This window comes from Pseudomonas sp. NPDC087614, assembly GCF_044743485.1.
GTDB classification, from domain to species: Bacteria; Pseudomonadota; Gammaproteobacteria; order Pseudomonadales; family Pseudomonadaceae; genus Aquipseudomonas; species Aquipseudomonas baetica_A.
On sequence record NZ_JBIUWN010000001.1, the window covers coordinates 111,431 to 129,936 of the forward strand.

Here is an 18,506-nt window from a genome sequence, read left to right on the forward strand (position 1 = left end):
GGCGGGTTTCATCTTCCGCCCCTTCCCCTGTGGCGCATTGACGACTATCTTGGGCGAGCTTTGCGGTTCCATCTATCCACTTTAAGCAGCACCAAAGCGCACCAAAAGAGTGCGCAAGGTCACCCCATGACAACGTGCAATCCGCTACAGGTTCAAGCATTCAACACCGCCGATGTGGCCGAGCAAGTCCGCGCCACACCGGGCTGGGTTCAGCATTACCAACAGATGTCGCCGGGGCATTTCGCCGGGCAGATTCGTTATCTGGATCTGCAGGGTGTCGAGGTCTACGAAGAGCAGATGAACACCCGGGTCGAGCAGAATTTCAGCGCGCCGCAAGGGGCTTTGGCGTTCTGTTTTGATCGCAGTGACAACGCGCTGTATCTGCTCAATGAAGACAGTCGCAACATCTGGATCACCCCGGAGAACTACCAGGAAATCGCCGTGGTGTTCGGCCCGGAGTTTGTCCGTCAGCAAGGTCTGGATCTGGCGAAACTCGAAGGCTTGTTCATGACGCAACTCAAGGGCGGGCAGAACGCACTGTTCAGTCGCTGGTTAAGCTCGATTCTCACAAAACTTTCACAACCCATTGATTCAAAAGAAAAAGACGCGCTTACTCGGCAGCTTTTAGAGGATTGTCTGTTTATCCTCGACAACGCACGTATAGGCCTGGATCACGGTGAATTGCAGCGTCGTACCGAAGAGCGAACGCTCATGAAACGGATCGGGGAGTGGGCTGCCGATTCACCGGAAGAGACGTTGAATTTGCTGGAGCTTTCCCAAGTGGCAGGGGTGTCATTGCGGCAGTTGCAACAGGCGTTCAAGGCCTACACCGGGATGACCCCGAGTCAATGGTTGCGTCTGCGCCGGTTGAACAGTGCTCACCGCGAATTACTCAAGTGCACACCGACGCAAACGACGGTCGCCGAAGTGGCGATGAATTGGTCGTTCTGGCACTTGGGGCGGTTTTCCAACAGTTACCGGTCGCTGTTCAAGGAACTGCCAAGCGAGACGCTCAAGCGTTCACCCATGGCGTAGCGAAGCAAAGTCCTTTGTGACCCCAGAATGCGAACAACGTGCACGACCACTGTGCGCAACCCGGGAGCCCGTCGCTCATTCAAATTCTCAAATCGGCGGCCAGTGCCACACGCGCCAGGGCGGGAATGGACTTGGAGTGGGTTCGAGTCATGACCGCGGCGCGGTGGTTTTCCACCGTGCGCTGGCTGATTCCGAGTTGCGCTGCAATGTGTTTGCTCGCAAATCCTGCCAGTACCATGTCCATGACTTGTCGCTGCCGTAAGGTCAGGCTATCGATGCAATGAGTCGCTTCCTGCATCCACGCCAATTTTTTATTGGCGTCCTGCGAGTGTTCCAAGGCTCGCGCAATGCTCTGAAGCATCTCACTACGACCGAATGGCTTTTCAATGAAATCTGAAGCGCCGGCCTTCATGGCATCGACGGCAATCGACACTTCATTGCTGCCGCTGATCACGACAGCGGGCAAGTCATCGCCGTTCTTTCTCAGTTGGTGCAGCAGTTCAACGCCTTCCATTCCTGGCAGGTGGGCATCGATCAGCAGGCAGGCGGGCGGGCCGGGGGCATAGTCTGCAAGAAACGCTTCACTGGTCGCGTAGTCGTGAACCGCGTAGCCGTGGGATTCAAGCACGCCGCGAATCGTGTGGCGAAAGAGATCGTCGCGATCGACTACGAAGATGATCGATGAGCGCGCAATGCCAGGGGCGAATTGTTCGGGTCGCTCACTTTCGTTTTTTGCGGCGCGTTGCTGTGCAAGCAACGACGCAATGACGAACGTGACCTCTTTTAGCTTCGCCGGTTTGTTCAGTTGAACGCAGTGTTCGAACGCTACGTCGCGGGAGGTCAGGCGCGAGATATCTCCCGTCAGAATGATGGCAGGCATGCTGCGATGAAGTGCCATGCGTAACTGAGTGATCATCTGTAAGCCGTTGATCGCCCCGGGCAGATTGAAGTCGGCCAGAATCAGATCGGGTTGTACGCCGCCACGCGTGACACTTTCCAGTGCCGTCATCCCGTCTTTGGCCATTGCCACTTGATAGCCTGCGGATTTGAGCAATGTCCCCAACAACTCGAGCAGTTCGACGTCATCCTCGACAACCAGGATCATTTCACCGTTTGCCGTGCGGCCTTGCGCCGACTGATCCGTTGGATGCATGGCACCTGGCAACGCTGCACTTTCAGGCGTCAAGACGACATCAATGGCGAAGGCAGACCCCTTTTGGATGCGCGATTGCGCACGCAGTCGATGCCCGAGCAGGGCACATAAGCGTTTGACGGCAGGCAAACCCGTTTCAAATCCAGCGACAGGCTCTTTGCCTGGCGGCTCGGCCGCAAGGATGGATTCCAGATGGGACGGCTCGATACCCAGGCCTGTGTCCCAAACTTCGATACTCAGCCACCCGCCATGTCGCCGGCAGCCCAGGAGTATCCGACCTTCATGGGTGTATTGCAGCGCGTTGGACAGCAGATTGCGCAGGATCTGCTCCAATAGGCGCGGATCACTTTCGACCGAGAGATGGCAGGGCACGACCTTCAGCCTCAACCCTTGGGCAGAGGCTTTGTAATTGAATTCGTCGGCGAGTCGGTCCAGCAGATCACTCACTCGGAAAGTTACGGGGTTTGCCTGAACGGCACCGGTTTCAATGTGGTTGATATCCAGTAGTGCATTCAACATGCCGGACATGGCGCCCACTGTTTCGCCAATTCTGATGGTCAGTTTTCGAGGCTGTTCCTCTTTCAACAGGCTCAGTAACAGGCCTTGCAACAACTTGAGCGTTTGTAAAGGCTGGCGCAGATCATGACTGGCACAGGCCAGAAACCGTGTACGGTCAGCCGTTGCCAACTGCGCGTTATGCGTCGCTTCTTCAAGTGCCTGGGTGACCTGCTTTTTGTCGCAGATGTCGGTAAAGGTGATGATGACCCCTTCCACACAATGGTCGTGCTTGATGTAAGGGGAAATCCGCCGAGTAAAACTCATACCGCTCTGTGATCGGACTTCTCGCTCCAGCGGCGTCGTGTCACGCATCACCGCTCTGGCGTCTTCCAGAAGATTGGCGTCTGTTGCCAACGAGCATAGCTCGGCCAGCGGACGTCCAATGTCGGCGGCACGCATGCTGAACAAGGTTTGGGTGGCCGGTGTGAACAGACGAATGTTCAACTGCTCGTCCAGCAAGACAGCCGCGATGTTGATGCCGTTCAGCACATTCTGGCAGTCCAGCGCAGCGTCCCGTTGCTGGTCGAGCTTGCTACGAAGCTCATGATTCATCTCGGCCAACTGGCCATTGAGCAAACGTAACTGATCGAGGGCGTCTGTTGTTTCATTGGGGGCCATTCGCGCTTTGGAGCCCAACGTTGCAGCATCAGCCAAAGGAGATGGAGTCATCATCCTGGGCGTGGCGGTTCCAGTGTCGAGTGGCGGACGAACTGCCATTGTGACTTTCCGCGTGAGTGCATTCCGGGTGAACACGTCCTTGGATCCTACACCCCTTTAATCACCAGGCAATGCTCGCTGGCGCGCGAGGGGCGGTTCAACGACGTGAACGGGCGCAATGATTGGGCGCAGGTCGGCGTCAGACATTTCTCTCCGACCGGCGGTCGTCGCTTGAAGCTCTGCGCAAGGACTTTCGCTTAACGCTGAGTAGTTTCCGAGCCCACTGACGCAACCCGGCCAAGCGCCGCCGATGGGGCGTTGATAAAGACTGACCGGCCCTAGACAACCGCACCGAACAAATGCCCAACCACAGCGGTGCTGACCATCGCCAACGCCCCCCAGAAGGTCACACGCCAGGCGCCTTTGAGCAAAGAGGCGCCTCCGGCCTGCGCGGCGACTGCGCCCAGGGAGGCCAGGAAAAGCAGCGACATGATCGATATCCAGAGAATCACGTTCTGAAGCGGCACGATCAGCGTGACCGCCACTGGCAAAACGGCGCCGACGACAAAGCTCGTCGCCGACGCGAAAGCGGCAGAAAGGGGTTTGGCACTGAGCGTCTCTGAAATACCCAACTCGTCACGGGCATGTGCGCCCAATGCGTCGTGAGCCATTAGCTGACTGGCGACCTGGCTGGCCAACTCGGGTTCAACCCCTCGATGGATGTAGATCTGCGCCAGCTCCCGGTGTTCTGCCGCAGGTTTGGTATCAATCTCTTTTTGCTCTTTTGCCAGATCCGCGTGCTCGGTGTCGGCCTGAGAATGCACCGAAACGTACTCGCCTGCGGCCATCGACATGGCGCCCGCTACAAGGCCGGCCATGCCGGTCACCATCAGCGTGTTGTGCGTGGCGCCGGCGGCGGCGACGCCTATCAACAGGCTGGCGGTTGAGACGATCCCGTCATTTGCCCCCAGCACGGCCGCTCTGAGCCAGCCGATACGGTCGCTGTTATGGGTTTCGGCATGACGGCGTGTGAACCTGATCATTGTGTTTGGCCTTTTGCGCGATGGTTTCAGCACAGAGTGTAGGTAGTTTCCGAGGCTACTCATTAGCGGGTCAGGCGCCTAAGTTGAGGTTTGTGACGTTGGCTCGACACGTCAGCATCCTCGTCTCCTTCTGACGTTCAGGCGGTGCGCGACGGTTGACCACACGTGTCTTGCAGCGTTTTCAGACATGTTTCAACGATCAGGCCTGCGACCATGAGCATCAGCCGTAATAATTTCTACATTTTCAAGACCCACGCCGACGCTGAAGAAGCAATCCGTACTCTGAATCAGGCAGATTTTGACGTTAAGAAACTCTCCCTCGTGGGCAAGGGCTACCAGACTGAAGAGCATCCGATTGGCTTCTACCAACTCGGTGACAAGGTGATGGCCTGGGGTGGCATGGGTGCCTTGTGCGGATCGTTCTGGGGGCTGCTGGTGACACCGGCGTTTTTCTTTTTGCCAGGTTTGGGACTCGTCGCTTTGGCTGGCCCCTTTGTGGCGATGCTGGTCGGTGCGCTTGAAGGGGCGGTGATCGTGGGAGGGCTGTCGGCACTGGGCGCAGCACTGGTCGGTCTCGGTGCTGGCAAGGATCAGGTCATCGAATACGAAACTGCGCTCAAAGCCGATGAGTACTTACTCATCGTGCATGGCAGTGACGATGACGTCGCGACCGCAAGCTCGGTGCTCGGTCGCTGAGCCTGGCCTCGCATCGACTGCTCTGGCGTGTGGGCACATTGACTGCGGTGATGGCCGGTTTTGAAACCGTTGATCCACTCAGTCAAGAGACCACGTCTGGAGCGTTCCAGTGCTGTAACCCAAAGGTCATTGTTGCCTTCATCACTCTCAGAGTTCTCTGGGGGCTTACGGGGCACCTCAAGAGGAACATTTCATGACGATGAAAATGCAGGCCGCGGTGGTCGAGCAGTTCGGCCAACCGCTGGTCATCAGAGAGTTTGACGTCCCTTCAGTGGGCCCTGGGCAGATCCTGGTCAAGACCGAAGCCTGTGGTGTCTGCCATACCGATCTTCACGCCGCGCGTGGTGACTGGCCATTGAAGCCGACGCTGCCCTTTATTCCCGGGCATGAGGGGATTGGCGTGGTAACGCAGATCGGGGCAGGGGTCAGCAACGTAAAAGTCGGGGAACGGGTGGGTGTGCCTTGGCTTTACTCGGCCTGTGGGCATTGCGAGTACTGCCTCTCGGCCTGGGAAACGGTCTGCGCCCAAGCACAGTTCGGTGGCTATACGAAGAACGGCGGCTTTGCCCAATACATCCTCGCCGACCCGAACTACGTGGCGCACATCCCCCATGGTCTTGACCCGCGGGAGGCTGCGCCGATCATCTGTGCCGGCGTCACGACTTACAAAGGCATCAAGGAGACCGGAGCCCGACCAGGACAGTGGATTGCGATTTCCGGTGTCGGTGGCCTCGGTCACCTGGCGGTTCAGTACGCCAAAGCGATGGGGCTACAAGTCTGCGCCGTGGATATTGATGAGCGCAAACTGGCCCATGCCACCCGGCTTGGTGCCGATGCCGTGGTCAACGCCAAAAATGGGGATCCGGCGGCGGCGGTCAAAGAGGCTACCGACGGTGGCGCCCATGGCGTACTCATCACGGCCCCCTCGCTCAGTGCGTTCAAACAGGGGGTGGCAATGACCCGTAAACATGGGGTTTGCGTACTCGTGGGATTGCCGCCGGGCGAGTTTCCGGTGCCACTGTTTGATGTGGTTGCCAATTGCATCACCGTTCGCGGTTCTTTTGTCGGCAACCGCCAGGACATGGCCGAAGCACTGGCCTTCGCCGCTCAGGGCAAAGTCAAGGCCGACATCGAGTTGCAGCCGTTATCGGCGATCAACCAGATTTTCGAGCGGCTGGAACACGGTGATGTTCCATCGCGCGTGGTCATCGATTTCAGTGCCGGTTGAAGAGTGCCAAAGCATGAACATCTTGATTGGCGAGGTGGCGCTGAAAAGTCGTCAGACTTCGGTCTTGACGATTCGGCAGATGGCAGAGGCCGATCGCTTGTCGGTCGTTGCCGGCGTGTCGTCTTTCGAGCTGATGGCCAACGCTGGTGCAGCCGTAGCGCACCAAATCGAGCGGCGCTGGGCACCACGGGCGGTGCTGGTGCTGTGCGGGCCGGGCAACAACGGTGGTGACGGTTTCGTCACGGCGCATGTGTTGGCGCAAGCCGGCTGGCCGGTGCGGGTGGCGATGCTGGGCAGTCGATTCAGCCTGAAGGACGAAGCCCGGCAACACGCCCAGCGCTGGGAAGGGGACGTTGAAGACATGAGCCCCGCGGTGCTTGAGGGGGCTGAACTGATTGTCGATGCGCTTTTCGGTGCCGGCCTCAGCCGCCCCCTTGAAGGCCAGGCATTGGCGACGCTTGCTGCCGCCAGCAAGGGCGGTGTGCCCCTCATCGCAATCGATATGCCCAGCGGGGTCATGGGGGATACCGGTGAAACGTTGGGGGCAGCCGCGGCGGTACTGACGGTCACGTTTCTGTGCAAGAAAGCGGGGCACTTGCTATTGCCAGGCCGGGACCTGTGCGGCGAAGTCATTGTTGTGGATATTGGCACTCCCAACGCGGTGATCGACACCATAGCCCCCCGCACCTTTGAGAACAGCCCGGCGTTATGGCTGGCCAGTTTGCCCCGCCCCAAGGCGAGTACCGACAAACACAGTCGTGGGCATGCCCTGATCTTTGGCGGGTATCCAATGACCGGTGCGGCTCGAATGGCTGCAAGAGCTGCAGCCAGAGCGGGCGCGGGGCTTACCACCATTGCGGTGCCTGAACTGGCGTTGGCCATTTATGCGACAGCGCTGGACAGCATCATGGTGCGTCCATGGGTGACTCCGGAAGATTTTGGGCACCTGCTCAACGGCAGTCGCTTTTCTGCCTGGTTGATAGGACCCGGTGCAGGCGTGGACAAGGAAACCTTTGGGCACGTACTGGCGATGCTTGCCAGTGGACGCCCGACCGTCATCGACGCGGACGCGATCAGCGCTTTTGAGGACGAACCCGGTGTACTCGATCGCGCGATTCACGGCCCCTGCGTGCTGACACCTCATGAGGGGGAGTTTCGACGGGTGTTCGACTTCGCCGGCGACAAGCTCACACGCACCCGTGCTGCGGCCCTGCGTTGCGGCGCCGTCGTGGTGCTCAAGGGCAGCGACACGGTGATAGCCGCGCCCGACGGCAGGGCAATCATCAATGCCAACGCGCCTCCGACATTGGCCACCGCTGGCTCGGGCGACGTCTTGAGCGGGATCATTCTTGGTTTGCTTGCGCAAGGAATGCCGGCCTTCGCCAGCGCGGCGGCGGGGGTCTGGCTACACGGTGCGGCGGCCGCCGAATTCGGTCCCGGCTTACTGGCCGAGGACCTGCCCGACCTGTTGCCAAAGGTGTTGTGTCGACTGCTCGACGTCTAGCTACCCGTCGAGGCCCGATAGCCCCGTGCACGCGGTTCATACCGGCGGCGACAGACTATTTTGGGAAGACATTCCTACCGACGTGCTGATGACGCAGGCGCAATTGTCGGTCATCGCGCCGCCGTCCATGGCAGCGACCCTGGGGCCGATTGTCGGCAAATGGGGCGAGTACTTCGTTGGTATCGCTATGGGTTTCCACTGTAGTGATGCAGGCCGTGATGATCCTCATGTATTTCTCCAACAACGCCTGGAACATGATGATCTCCATCACGGGCGTGATGATATTTCCGGCCTATATCGGCGCTACCGGTTTTTTGTGGAAGGTCATGGCAAACGGGCGCTATCCAGCCACCGCAAAATCGGCAACCTGGTGTTCATCTGTGCGCGCGCAGCCCACTCACGCAAGACGAAAATGGCTCGTGCCTTCGTAAAAGGTATGGGCCGTAATAGGCCAGACCGCAGGGCTTGGCCCACTCACAACCGGGAGCTTTCGATGAATAGTTCATATCTTGCGTTTGTGTTGCTCTTGAGTTCGACCTTTTGCCTGGCCGCGCCACTCGATGGCGCGGCCCTGTACCAAAGCAACTGCGCCCAATGCCATGGCGAACGTGGAATGGGTGGGGCGGTTGGCATGGGCGCGATGACACCCGGTATGGGAGGTTCAAACGGCGGGCAGGGCATGATGAATGGGATGGGCACAATGGGCGGTCAGGGCGGCTCGGGAATGACGGGGCTTCAAGCGCCCAAACTGGTAGGCGATGCCAGTGCCTGGAAGCCTGAGTTATTTGAGCGTGCAGTGCTCCAAGGCATCGATGATGAAGGTGAACCTCTGAGCAGGGTCATGCCGCCCTGAGTGTGGCATGACGCTGGACCCGTCATCCAGAACCTTGGCTTTGCGCTTGTCTACAATGCGCTCGGCGTGCCGTTGGCTGCCGGTTTGTTGTTTCCGTTCACGGGTTGGTTGTTGTCACCGATGGTTGCCGCGTTTGCCATGAGTCTGAGTTCATTGTCGGTCGTGACCAATGCACTGCGCTTGCGTGGCTAGGGTTCTACTGCGCAGAGTCACTTGCCCGTTCAGATATCTGACGGGCAAACGATGTTTTCTCTTTGATTTGTCGCGCACTTACTGCTTGTGCTCGATAACGGTTTCAACCAGCCAATAGCCGGTCCGTCCATAGTGGTGATGCAGATTCGATTCCTGTTCCCGATTCAACTGCTCAGACGACTCATAAGGCGGCGATGCCTTGATCGAGGCGCATTCGAGGTCGACCGACACGGATTTATCCAGCCAACGGATATCGTCAATCCATTCAGGAGCAATCAACACTTTGTGCCCGAGCCACCAGTTGCTGGTGTTGACCACAAGGTATTGAATCGCCCAGGTCTGTTCGTTGATCAGCACGCTATCGACATGCCCGACCTCGCCATCGGTGGCTTTGATGTGATACCCGATGATGGCTTTGCAACTGCGTAAGTGCGGGTCGTCATCTTCATGGCGCGCGCGCTCGGCTTTTGCACTCTGTTCGCGGGCATGTTCATCTTGAGCGGGACCACCCGGCAGCCCGTAGCCACCGGGGTACATCCCGGCATTCCACATGCCTGCGTTTCCCCAGTAATACGGATACCCGTAGTAACCCAGGTATTGCATTTCATGTTGTCGAGAGACCGGTTTGTCGACGTCGATACTTGGGCTGTTTTTGACTTGATCCTTGGTGAGCGCTACGTGCAGCCGACGTTGCGTCCAGTCGGCGTCCTGGATGGAAAGGGGCGTGATCAGGACCTTGCGGCTGGCAAGCCAGGCGCCGGTCTCAACGACAAAATAACGGATCACCCACGCCTCATTGTCGAAATAGAAGTCTTTGACTTCCCCGATGTCACCATCGGTTGCCGCAATGGTGTAATCCTTGAGATCTCGCATGCTTCGTAACATAGGACTGTCCTTCGTAGCGCACCGATCGATGTCCTCGGCACATGGAAAGGCTGCAGGCCGATTATTCGACCTGCCCAAGGACAGGGTGTGCTTTTAGCGGCGTCAACGTCTGTTCGCTGGCGCACGCTGAAGACGCAGGAATCAGGTGGGTTTATTCACGGAGGACGGGATCGGCGACCCGCGACGTTTTTGTCGCTCAAGCCATTCAAACAGCCCCATGCCGACCAGCATGGCGATGACGAAAACGGCGCCTTTGCCGATGCCCGCACCGAGCAGAACCAGGGAAGGCCCCGGGCAAATGCCTGCCAGGCCCCAGCCCACCCCGAACAGGAGGCTGCCGATGACCAGACGCCGGTCGATGTGTCGAGCGGTGGGCAGATTCATGGGCAGGCCGAGCAGTGATCGGGTGCGTGCTCTGGCGAACTTGAAGCCTACCGCCGCCACCGCGATGGCGCCGGCCATGACGAAGGCCAGCGAGGGGTCCCAGCGCCCGCCCAGATCGAGGAAACCAATGACTTTGGCCGGGTTTGTCATGCCGGAAATCAGCAAACCGAAACCGAAAATCAGCCCGGCAAGCCACGCGTAGAAGAGTGGCATGGTCAAAGGCCTCCCAGAAGGTGCTTAACGACGAAAACGGTAACGAAACCCGCCCCCATGAATACCAGTGTCGCGACCGCAGAGCGCGTCGATAATCGCGATAACCCACACACACCGTGGCCGCTGGTGCAGCCAGCGCCATAACGCGTGCCGATGCCGACGATCAGGCCCGCGACAATCAACAGCGGATACCCGGCATCGATCTCTATCGCGGGCAAAGTGGCGACCAGACCAAAAGCCAGTGGTGCCATTAGCAGGCCCAAAACAAACGCCGCACGCCAGGCGATATCCCCGGTTATCGGGCGCAGCAGACCGCCGACAATGCCGCTGATGCCTGCGATGCGCCCGTTGAACAGTATCAACAGCACTGCACCCGAGCCGATCAGCAAGCCTCCGATCAAGGCGCTCAACGGCGTGAAGTGGTTCATGTCGATCATGACGCTCTCCTTACAGGGGCGTGTGGAGTGAAGGTTGATCGCGATGCAATCCTGATCATCTGATGGCCGTCGCGCTGGCCGCCAAAGCGGTCAGCGCGAGGATAGGCTGATTGAAGCTCCCGAGTGGCAAATATCGCAAGATCTGTCGGGAGCCCTCGTCAAGGATTGGGAGAACCTGGGATTAATTCATGCCCAGCCAGTTGGGGAGCGCCAGGGTTATCCATGGGACATAGGTGATCAGTATCAGGAACAGCAGCAAAAGCATCAGCCAAGGCATCGCGGCCTTGATGGTCGCGGGCACTGACATCCCCGTCACGGCGGAAGTCACGAACAGGTTCAGACCGACGGGCGGTGTGATCAAGCCGATCTCCAGGTTGACCACCATGATGATGCCAAGGTGAATCGGGTCGATACCCAGCTTCATGGCAATGGGGAAAAGGATCGGGGCCAGAATCAGGATAATGGCCGAGGGTTCCATGAAGGCACCGGCGATCAACAAAACCACGTTCACCACCAGCAGGAAGGTCACTGGCGTCAGCCCTGCTTCAATGACCCAGGCCGTGATTTGCTGGGGCAGTTGCTCGGTGGTCAATACGTGAGCAAACAACATGGCGTTGGCAATGATGAACATCAGCATGATGCTCAGCTTGGCCGAGTCCAGCAGGACTTTGGGTGTTTCGCGAAACGTCAGGTCCTTGTAGACGAACAAGGCGATGAATGCCGAATACACCGCAGCAACGGCAGCAGCCTCGGTGGGGGTGAACATCCCGCTGTAAATGCCTCCCAGGATGATCAGCATCAACAGCAGGCCCCAGATCGCCTTGCGTGCGGTGCTGAGAAACTCACGCAGTGTGGCGCGCGGCATGGCGGGCAGGTTTTTCTTCACCGCGACGATGTAGATGGCCACCATCAGCGATACACCCAGCAACAAACCGGGTATGACGCCGGCCATGAACAACTTGCCGACGGAGGTCTCGGTGGCAGCCGCATAGACCACCATCACGATCGAGGGCGGTATCAGAATGCCCAAGGTCCCGGCGTTACAGACGATTCCCGCGCCGAATTCCTGCGGATATCCAGAGCGAACCATGCCGGCAATGGCAATCGACCCGACGGCTGCCACCGTTGCCGGGCTGGAGCCGGAAAGGGCTGCGAACAGCATGCAGGCCAATACGGCGGCAATCGCCAGGCCGCCACGGATATGACCGACACAAGCGTTGGCAAAGTCGATCAGGCGACGTGCAACGCCACCGGTGGTCATGAAGGCGCCTGCCAGCAAGAAAAACGGAATGGCCAGCAGTGTGTAGTGCTCGGAAGTTTCAAACAGCTTGATCGCGAGAGAGCGGACGGAGTCCGGACTGAAAAACACAATGGTCAGTGAACCGGCCAGGCCCAGGGATATGGCAATCGGTACACCGATGAACATCAGTGCAAAGAGTGTCGCGAACAGGAAGGCAATGGTCATTGTTTGTCGTCCTCGTGCTCGGTCAGTTTCATCACGTCAGCGGCTTCATCGGCCAGGCCCAGCCCGGTCTGGCGGTGCAACAGGATGCGCACGAAAATTTCGGCGAAACGGATGAATACCAACGCAAAACCCACGGGAACAATCAGCCCTATGTGCCATTGCATGATGCCGAAATGGCCCAGATCTTCGGCGCCTATTCCTGCTGTCATCAAGGTATGAATCCACTCGAAGCTGGCCACACTGAGCAGCCCGGCGTAGGTCAGGCAGCACAGACAGGCCAAAATGCCGATCAATCGCTGCACGGGTTTGCTGGCCAGTTTTACCAGGGCGTCCACGCCAATATGCCCGGCGGTACGCACGCCGTAGGACAACCCGAAAAAGATCAGCCAGCCAAATAGCGCCTTGGTGAGCGAGGTACTCCAGGTCATGGCCTGCGCCATTGTCATGACCCGATCGCCCATGGCGAATAGTGTTTCGCTGGCGCCTTCCCAGTTGTCGGCTAGTCGGTAGAAGAGGGTATAGAGGTTGTTGAGGATGACGTAGACGAACGTCACCAAGGTCATGGCGGCCAAAAGGAAGACAATGAAACCCTCCTCGAAGTGTTCCCATATGCGCCGAAAGGCATTCATGGATGGCATCTCCTGTAGCGTGATGACAGGCAGGTGCTGGCGTGCCAGCACCTGCCCACCGGTCATTTGGCCTTGTTGGCGGCTTCGGCAGCAGTGATCAGCTCAGGGCCGATATCGGCTTCGAATTTTTTCCAGACCGGCTTCATCGCGACGCGCCATTGCTCGCGTTGCTCAGGTGTCAGGGTGATGATTTCGGTGGTTTTGGCGGCAACGATGCTTTGCTTGGCGTCCTGATTGAGTTGCTCGGCCTCTTTGTTCACCTGGGCGGTGACTTCCACAATGATTTTGTCCAGTTCACTGCGAATATCCGGCGGCAAGCCATTCCAGAACTTGGTGTTGGTGATCAGCATGTAATCCAGCACGCCATGGTTGGACTCGGTGATGTATTTCTGTACCTCGTTCATTTTCTGGCTGTAGATGTTCGAGTAAGGGTTTTCCGCACCGTTGACCACACCGGTTTGCAAGCCCTGATACACCTCGGCAAAGCTCATTTTGCGCGGATTGGCGCGCAAGGCCTTGAACTGCTCTTCAAGTACGGCCGAGGCCTGTACCCGGAATTTCAGGCCTCGGGCATCGCCAGGAACACGCAGCGGCTTGTTGGCAGACAGTTGCTTCATCCCGTTGTGCCAGTAGGCCAGGCCCGTGATGTTCTTGCTCTCCATGGATTTGAGCAGACCCTGGCCCTGCGGGCTCATTTGAAAACGGTCTACCGCGGTGATGTCGTCAAACAGAAAGGGCAGGTCGAACAACTGGAGGGTCTTGGTGTACTGCTCGAATTTGGCCAGAGATGGCGCAATCAACTGTACGTCGCCCAACAGCAGGGCTTCCATTTCCTTACCGTCACCAAACAAGGACGAGTTCGGATAGACCTCAACTTTGACCTTGCCGGGCAAACGTTCCTCGACCAGCTTCTTGAACAGCACCGCGCCTTGCCCCTTCGGGGTCTGCTCGGCGACAACGTGTGAGAACTTGATGATGATCGGATCAGCGGCCATGGCCGTGCCCATGCTGCCTAAAGCAAGCGTGCAGGCGAGTGCCTTGCATAGGGATTTGAACATTTGGGGGAATTCCTCTTCTTTTAGTTTTTGTACAGTTCAATGTTCTGACGCGCATTCGTTATACGGCCAACCACAAGTCTAGGCAAAAAATCATGTTTGAAGGCTGATTTGCTGATTTCGCTGGAGCGTAATGCGAATAACGTCAGGCCCCCGCGCGCCAAGACCTGCAATTGCCCCTGAGTAGTTTCCGAACCTTTTGCCAATCACCTTGGCTGCCCAGGCACTCGAGATACGGTGCGTATAGGTAGTTTCCGAGGCTACTCATCAACCCTTCAGACGCCTAGATTGAAGTCATCGCAATGCAAAGCCAGGGCGGGCGCTTTGGCGTTTTTGCCGAATGCCTGGCAGTGGTTGCCGGCCCTCACAGGCGCAGCCATGGTCCCATCCATTTTGATAGAGACAGACAGGCAGGCTTATCTGGCTCTGAACAAAAGGCGACTGACATGTCCGAGTTACCAAACCCTCAGCAAAATCATTTGCTTGCCGCGCTGCCGGTCGAGATTCGGCATCGCCTGCTGCCTCAACTGGAGCTGGTGTCATTCCCGCAGGGCAAAGTCCTTTACGAGTCCGGAGACGTTTTGCGCTACGTCTATTTCCCGACCGACTCCATCATTTCATTGCTCTACGTCATGGAAAACGGCGCGGCGGCCGATATTTCGGTGGTGGGTAATGAAGGGCTGATCGGTGTCGCCTTGTTCATGGGCGGCGAGAGCACCTCAAGCCGGGCGGTCGTGCAGAGCGCCGGCTACGCGTTCCGGCTCAGAGGGCAACTGCTCAAGGACGAGTTCAATCGTCACGGCGAAATGTTGCGTCTGATGCTGCGTTACACCCAGGCGTTGATCACGCAAATGGCGCAGACGGCGGTTTGCAATCGTCATCACTCAATCGACCAGCGCCTGTGCCGTTGGCTGTTGTTGTCGCTGGATCGCCTGCCGGGTAACCAACTCGTCATGACTCAAGAGCTCATTGGCAACATGCTCGGTGTGCGGCGTGAAGGCATTACCGAGGCCGCCCGCAAGTTGCAGAAGCTTGGTGTGATCGAGTATTGCCGAGGGCTGATCACCGTGCTCGACCGCCCCCAACTCGAGGAATTGAGTTGCGAGTGTTACGCCGTCGTTAAGCATGAAACCGACCGACTTCTGCCTTGCGCCCAGCCAGAGCACTTGCGCAGGCCTGTCTGTCATGCACTCACGGCGCATGTCCACTGATGCTGTGACGGCCTCCTGTGTTCGCTACCGCACAGCGGCCAGTGAGCGCGCGAGTGATGATGGAGCAAGGTTTGACGGGAGACGACACGATGAAGGAACGCCAGGCTGGAACCGGGAAGGATGCGGCTGACATCGGTGTGGTCGCGGCCATACGTGGCAGCGTCGTGGACATTCGTTTCGCTGCCGCGCTGCCGCCCATCCACACCCTGTTGCGCGCAGGCGATGCGGGCAAGATAGCCATCGAGGTCTTGGCCCAGCGCGACGAACATCATGTGCGGGGTATCGCGCTGACGCCCACGCAGGGCCTGGCGCGAGGGATGCCGGTACATGACACCGGCGGGCCGTTGCAGGCCCCGGTCGGCAAGCAGATTCTGTCGCGCATGTTCGACGTCTTTGGCAATACCATCGATCGCCAGCCCGCGCTGGATGCTGTGCAATGGCGTTCGGTGCATCAGCCGCCACCGCCTCTGGTGCGTCGTTCAACCCGCTCCGAAGTCTTCGAGACAGGTATCAAAGCCATTGATGTGCTGACGCCGCTGGAACGCGGCGGCAAGGCGGGCCTCTTCGGTGGGGCCGGCGTCGGCAAGACGGTGCTGCTGACCGAAATGATCCATAACATGATCGGTCATCAGGAGGGCGTGAGCATTTTCTGCGGTATCGGTGAGCGCTCCCGTGAGGGCGAAGAGTTGTACCGGGAAATGAAGGCCGCCGGCGTGCTGCCCAACATGGTGATGATCTTCGCCCAGATGAATGAGCCGCCCGGCGCGCGTTTTCGCGTGGGGCATGCGGCGCTGACGATGGCCGAATACTTTCGCGACGACGAACAACGCGATGTGTTGCTGCTCATCGATAACATTTTTCGCTTCATCCAGGCCGGCTCGGAAGTCTCTGGTCTGATGGGGCAGATGCCATCCCGTCTGGGTTACCAGCCGACGATGGGCACCGAACTGGCGGCACTGGAAGAACGTATCGCCAACACCGACAGCGGTGCGATCACCTCGATTCAGGCGGTGTATGTGCCCGCCGACGACTTCACCGATCCGGCGGCGGTGCATACCTTCTCGCACCTTTCGGCGTCGATCGTGCTGTCGCGCAAACGTGCCAGCGAAGGCCTGTTTCCAGCCATCGATCCGCTGCAGTCCAGCTCCAAAGTGCTGACGCCGGGTATCGTCGGCGAGCGCCACTACCAACTGGCGCAGGCCATCCGCCGCACGCTGGCTCAATACGCCGAACTCAAGGACATCATCGCCATGCTCGGGCTGGAGCAATTGTCGCCCGACGACCGCAACGTAGTGGCCCGTGCGCGGCGTCTGGAGCGCTTTCTCACACAGCCATTCTTCACCACCGAGCAGTTCACCAACATGAGCGGCAAGCTCGTCAGCCTGGAGGATGCGCTGGATGGCTGTGAGCGCATTCTGGCGGACGAATTCAAGGATTTCCCCGAGAGCGCGCTGTACATGATCGGGGCGGTCGACGAAGCCAAAGCCAAGGTTAAACCGCCTGCCAGCAAGGCTGCCAAGGAGCCCACTCATGCTGTTGATGACACTTAAAGTGTTGTTGCCCTTCGAAGTGTTTGCCGTCGAAGCGAACGTGTCGAGCATCGTTGCCGAGACGGCACAAGGGGCATTCGGCTTGCTGCCCAGGCGTCTGGACTGCGTCGCGGCGCTTGTGCCGGGCATCCTCAGTTTCGAGAGCGAGGCGCACGGCGAAGTGTTTCTGGCGCTGGACGAGGGTGTGCTGGTCAAGACCGGGGCGGATGTGGTGATTTCGGTGCGTCGGGCGCTTCGTGGTGATGATCTGGACCACCTGCGCGGCGCCATCGAGCAGCAATTCCTGGCCCTGGATGCGCAAGAGCAAGCCATGCGCCAGACCATGACACGGCTGGAAACCGGGTTCATGCGCCGGTTCGTTTCGTTGCGTGATCACACGTCATGAAAACGGATCCCAAGCGCACGCCTGCCGGCCCGACACTGGCTGAACAAGTCGGCGCCAAAGCCGCCCGAAAAATCAAAGCGCGGCGCAGGGGCACACCCGTGGTGTGGTTCGGCCTGGGCATGATGGGCTTGATTGGCTGGTCGGTGGTGGTCCCTACGTTACTGGGCGCATCCCTTGGACTGTGGATCGATCGGCACCATCCCGGCGGCCACTCCTGGACGTTGGCCCTGCTGGTGGCGGGGCTCACCCTCGGTTGCCTGAACGCCTGGCACTGGGTATCCAAGGAAGATCAGGCCATGTATGACGAACCCGATGAGAAGGAGCAGGGTGATGATTGATCAAGGTACTTGGGCGCTGGTTTGGCTGGCGGCGTTGTTGGCGGGTGCCGCGCTGGGCGGCGTGTTTTTCGGCGGTCTGTGGTGGACGGTGCGTCGGGGCGCGTCATCGCCGACACCGGCACGCTGGTTTCTCGCCAGCCTGCTACTGCGAACCGCTACCGTGCTATTTGGCTTTTACCTGGTCGGTGCCGGTCAACCGCTGCGACTGGGCCTGTGCATGTTGGGTTTCGTCATGGCTCGCGTGATTGTCTTGCGTGTCACTCAACCGAGTGCGGTCGCCATGGCGCCGCCAACCTGCGGACCGCCACCATGCGCCTGACCCCCGATGCCTGGATCTTTTGGCAATACGGTTTGTTCAAGCTCAACGCGACCATTGTCTTCACTTGGGCACTGATGATCGTGCTGGTGCTGGGTGCCGCGCTGATCACGCGACGTCTTGCCACCGGTCACCAACGCTCACGCTGGCAAAACCTGCTGGAGATTGTGGTCACCGCCATCAGCGGGCAGATCAAGGATGTCGGCCTGCAGCAACCTCAGCGCTACCTGAGTTTTCTCGGTACGTTGTTCCTGTTCATCGCGGCGGCGGCGTTAGCCACCGTGATCCCCGGCTACGAACCGCCCACCGCATCGCTGTCGACTACCGTAGCGCTGGCCCTGTGCGTACTGGTGGCGGTTCCGCTGTTCGGTATCTGGGGTCAGGGGCTGGCCGGCTACCTGAAATCGTACATGCAGCCGACGCCAATCATGCTGCCCTTCAACCTCATCAGTGAAGCCTCGCGCACGCTGGCGCTGGCTGTGCGTCTGTTTGGCAACATGATGAGCGGCGCGATGATCATCGCCATCCTGTTATCCATCACGCCGTTTGTCTTCCCGATCGTGATGACGGTTCTGGGCCTGCTCACCGGCATGGTGCAAGCCTACATCTTCACCATTTTGGCGGCGGTTTACATCGCCGCCGCCACCCGCCGCAGCCCAGCGGTCAACCCCCCTTCATCGACGCCGGACACCTGAGCCGCGGCTCGATTTCCTGTCAAC

General features: G+C 58.9%; 19 protein-coding genes. 11 read left to right on the forward strand and 8 right to left on the reverse strand.

The genetic code is table 11. From position 1 onward, the window contains the following. Positions 1 to 126: 126 nt before the first annotated feature. Entirely contained in the window at positions 127 to 1,035 is a 909-nt protein-coding gene (locus ACIOWA_RS00495) for a helix-turn-helix domain-containing protein (protein WP_339494353.1), read from the forward strand. A 79-nt stretch (positions 1,036 to 1,114) separates the two neighbouring features. On the opposite strand, the gene ACIOWA_RS00500 is transcribed toward ACIOWA_RS00495, so the two are convergent. Continuing rightward, positions 1,115 to 3,463: a response regulator gene (locus ACIOWA_RS00500; RefSeq protein WP_401157640.1), complete on the reverse strand. Its 2,349-nt coding sequence runs from the start codon at positions 3,461 to 3,463 to the stop codon at positions 1,115 to 1,117. A gap of 278 nt (positions 3,464 to 3,741) precedes the next feature. Continuing rightward, entirely contained in the window at positions 3,742 to 4,443 is a 702-nt protein-coding gene (locus ACIOWA_RS00505) for a VIT family protein (RefSeq protein ID WP_339494394.1), read from the reverse strand. A gap of 216 nt (positions 4,444 to 4,659) precedes the next feature. On the opposite strand from ACIOWA_RS00505, the gene ACIOWA_RS00510 reads away from it, so the two are divergent. The 4 genes from ACIOWA_RS00510 to ACIOWA_RS00525 all read left to right on the forward strand — a co-directional run bounded on the left by ACIOWA_RS00510 (position 4,660) and on the right by ACIOWA_RS00525 (position 8,727). Further along, positions 4,660 to 5,142 carry a hypothetical protein gene (locus tag ACIOWA_RS00510; RefSeq protein ID WP_221731719.1) on the forward strand — a complete coding sequence of 161 codons (483 nt, stop codon included), beginning with the start codon at positions 4,660 to 4,662 and terminating at the stop codon, positions 5,140 to 5,142. Positions 5,143 to 5,335: 193 nt separating this feature from the next. Beyond that, positions 5,336 to 6,370, forward strand: a complete 1,035-nt coding sequence (gene adhP, locus ACIOWA_RS00515) for an alcohol dehydrogenase AdhP (protein WP_401157642.1) — start codon at positions 5,336 to 5,338, stop codon at positions 6,368 to 6,370. A 13-nt stretch (positions 6,371 to 6,383) separates the two neighbouring features. Then, positions 6,384 to 7,874, forward strand: a complete 1,491-nt coding sequence (locus ACIOWA_RS00520; protein ID WP_401157644.1) for an NAD(P)H-hydrate dehydratase — start codon at positions 6,384 to 6,386, stop codon at positions 7,872 to 7,874. 25 nt (positions 7,875 to 7,899) lie between these two features. Next, a complete protein-coding gene (locus tag ACIOWA_RS00525) occupies positions 7,900 to 8,727 on the forward strand; it encodes a hypothetical protein (protein WP_401157646.1) in 828 nt (275 codons plus the stop codon). Positions 8,728 to 8,997: 270 nt separating this feature from the next. Here ACIOWA_RS00525 and ACIOWA_RS00530 read toward each other — a convergent pair whose 3' ends face one another. The 6 genes from ACIOWA_RS00530 to ACIOWA_RS00555 all read right to left on the reverse strand — a co-directional run bounded on the left by ACIOWA_RS00530 (position 8,998) and on the right by ACIOWA_RS00555 (position 13,990). Next, a complete protein-coding gene (locus tag ACIOWA_RS00530) occupies positions 8,998 to 9,804 on the reverse strand; it encodes a PRC-barrel domain-containing protein (protein WP_339465054.1) in 807 nt (268 codons plus the stop codon). Between the two features lie 141 nt (positions 9,805 to 9,945). After that, positions 9,946 to 10,401, reverse strand: coding sequence for a YeeE/YedE family protein (locus tag ACIOWA_RS00535; RefSeq protein ID WP_339465052.1), 456 nt, complete (start codon positions 10,399 to 10,401; stop codon positions 9,946 to 9,948). A gap of 2 nt (positions 10,402 to 10,403) precedes the next feature. Beyond that, a complete protein-coding gene (locus ACIOWA_RS00540; RefSeq protein WP_339494343.1) occupies positions 10,404 to 10,838 on the reverse strand; it encodes a YeeE/YedE family protein in 435 nt (144 codons plus the stop codon). 181 nt (positions 10,839 to 11,019) lie between these two features. Continuing rightward, complete coding sequence (gene dctM / locus ACIOWA_RS00545; protein WP_339465050.1) at positions 11,020 to 12,303, reverse strand: C4-dicarboxylate TRAP transporter large permease protein DctM; 1,284 nt, start codon at positions 12,301 to 12,303, stop codon at positions 11,020 to 11,022. After that, positions 12,300 to 12,932, reverse strand: a complete 633-nt coding sequence (locus ACIOWA_RS00550; protein ID WP_221731730.1) for a TRAP transporter small permease — start codon at positions 12,930 to 12,932, stop codon at positions 12,300 to 12,302. Before ACIOWA_RS00550 ends, dctM begins: the two co-directional genes overlap by 4 nt. Before the next feature lie 62 nt (positions 12,933 to 12,994). After that, positions 12,995 to 13,990, reverse strand: coding sequence for a TRAP transporter substrate-binding protein (locus ACIOWA_RS00555; RefSeq protein ID WP_401157649.1), 996 nt, complete (start codon positions 13,988 to 13,990; stop codon positions 12,995 to 12,997). A gap of 443 nt (positions 13,991 to 14,433) precedes the next feature. On the opposite strand from ACIOWA_RS00555, the gene ACIOWA_RS00560 reads away from it, so the two are divergent. The 6 genes from ACIOWA_RS00560 to ACIOWA_RS00585 all read left to right on the forward strand — a co-directional run bounded on the left by ACIOWA_RS00560 (position 14,434) and on the right by ACIOWA_RS00585 (position 18,482). Beyond that, positions 14,434 to 15,198 carry a Crp/Fnr family transcriptional regulator gene (locus ACIOWA_RS00560; RefSeq protein WP_401157651.1) on the forward strand — a complete coding sequence of 255 codons (765 nt, stop codon included), beginning with the start codon at positions 14,434 to 14,436 and terminating at the stop codon, positions 15,196 to 15,198. Positions 15,199 to 15,287: 89 nt separating this feature from the next. Further along, on the forward strand, positions 15,288 to 16,748 hold the full coding sequence (gene atpD, locus ACIOWA_RS00565) for a F0F1 ATP synthase subunit beta (RefSeq protein WP_339494342.1): 1,461 nt from the start codon (positions 15,288 to 15,290) through the stop codon (positions 16,746 to 16,748). Next, positions 16,729 to 17,133 carry a F0F1 ATP synthase subunit epsilon gene (locus tag ACIOWA_RS00570; protein ID WP_339494341.1) on the forward strand — a complete coding sequence of 135 codons (405 nt, stop codon included), beginning with the start codon at positions 16,729 to 16,731 and terminating at the stop codon, positions 17,131 to 17,133. The genes atpD and ACIOWA_RS00570 overlap by 20 nt, the downstream gene beginning before the upstream one ends. Beyond that, positions 17,130 to 17,471 (forward strand): AtpZ/AtpI family protein, encoded by a 342-nt coding sequence (locus ACIOWA_RS00575; RefSeq protein WP_401157654.1) that lies wholly within the window; start codon positions 17,130 to 17,132, stop codon positions 17,469 to 17,471. Before ACIOWA_RS00570 ends, ACIOWA_RS00575 begins: the two co-directional genes overlap by 4 nt. Then, positions 17,464 to 17,790, forward strand: a complete 327-nt coding sequence (locus ACIOWA_RS00580) for an ATP synthase subunit I (protein ID WP_401157656.1) — start codon at positions 17,464 to 17,466, stop codon at positions 17,788 to 17,790. Before ACIOWA_RS00575 ends, ACIOWA_RS00580 begins: the two co-directional genes overlap by 8 nt. Next, entirely contained in the window at positions 17,781 to 18,482 is a 702-nt protein-coding gene (locus tag ACIOWA_RS00585; protein WP_339494339.1) for a F0F1 ATP synthase subunit A, read from the forward strand. The genes ACIOWA_RS00580 and ACIOWA_RS00585 overlap by 10 nt, the downstream gene beginning before the upstream one ends. The last annotated feature ends 24 nt before the right edge of the window (positions 18,483 to 18,506 follow it).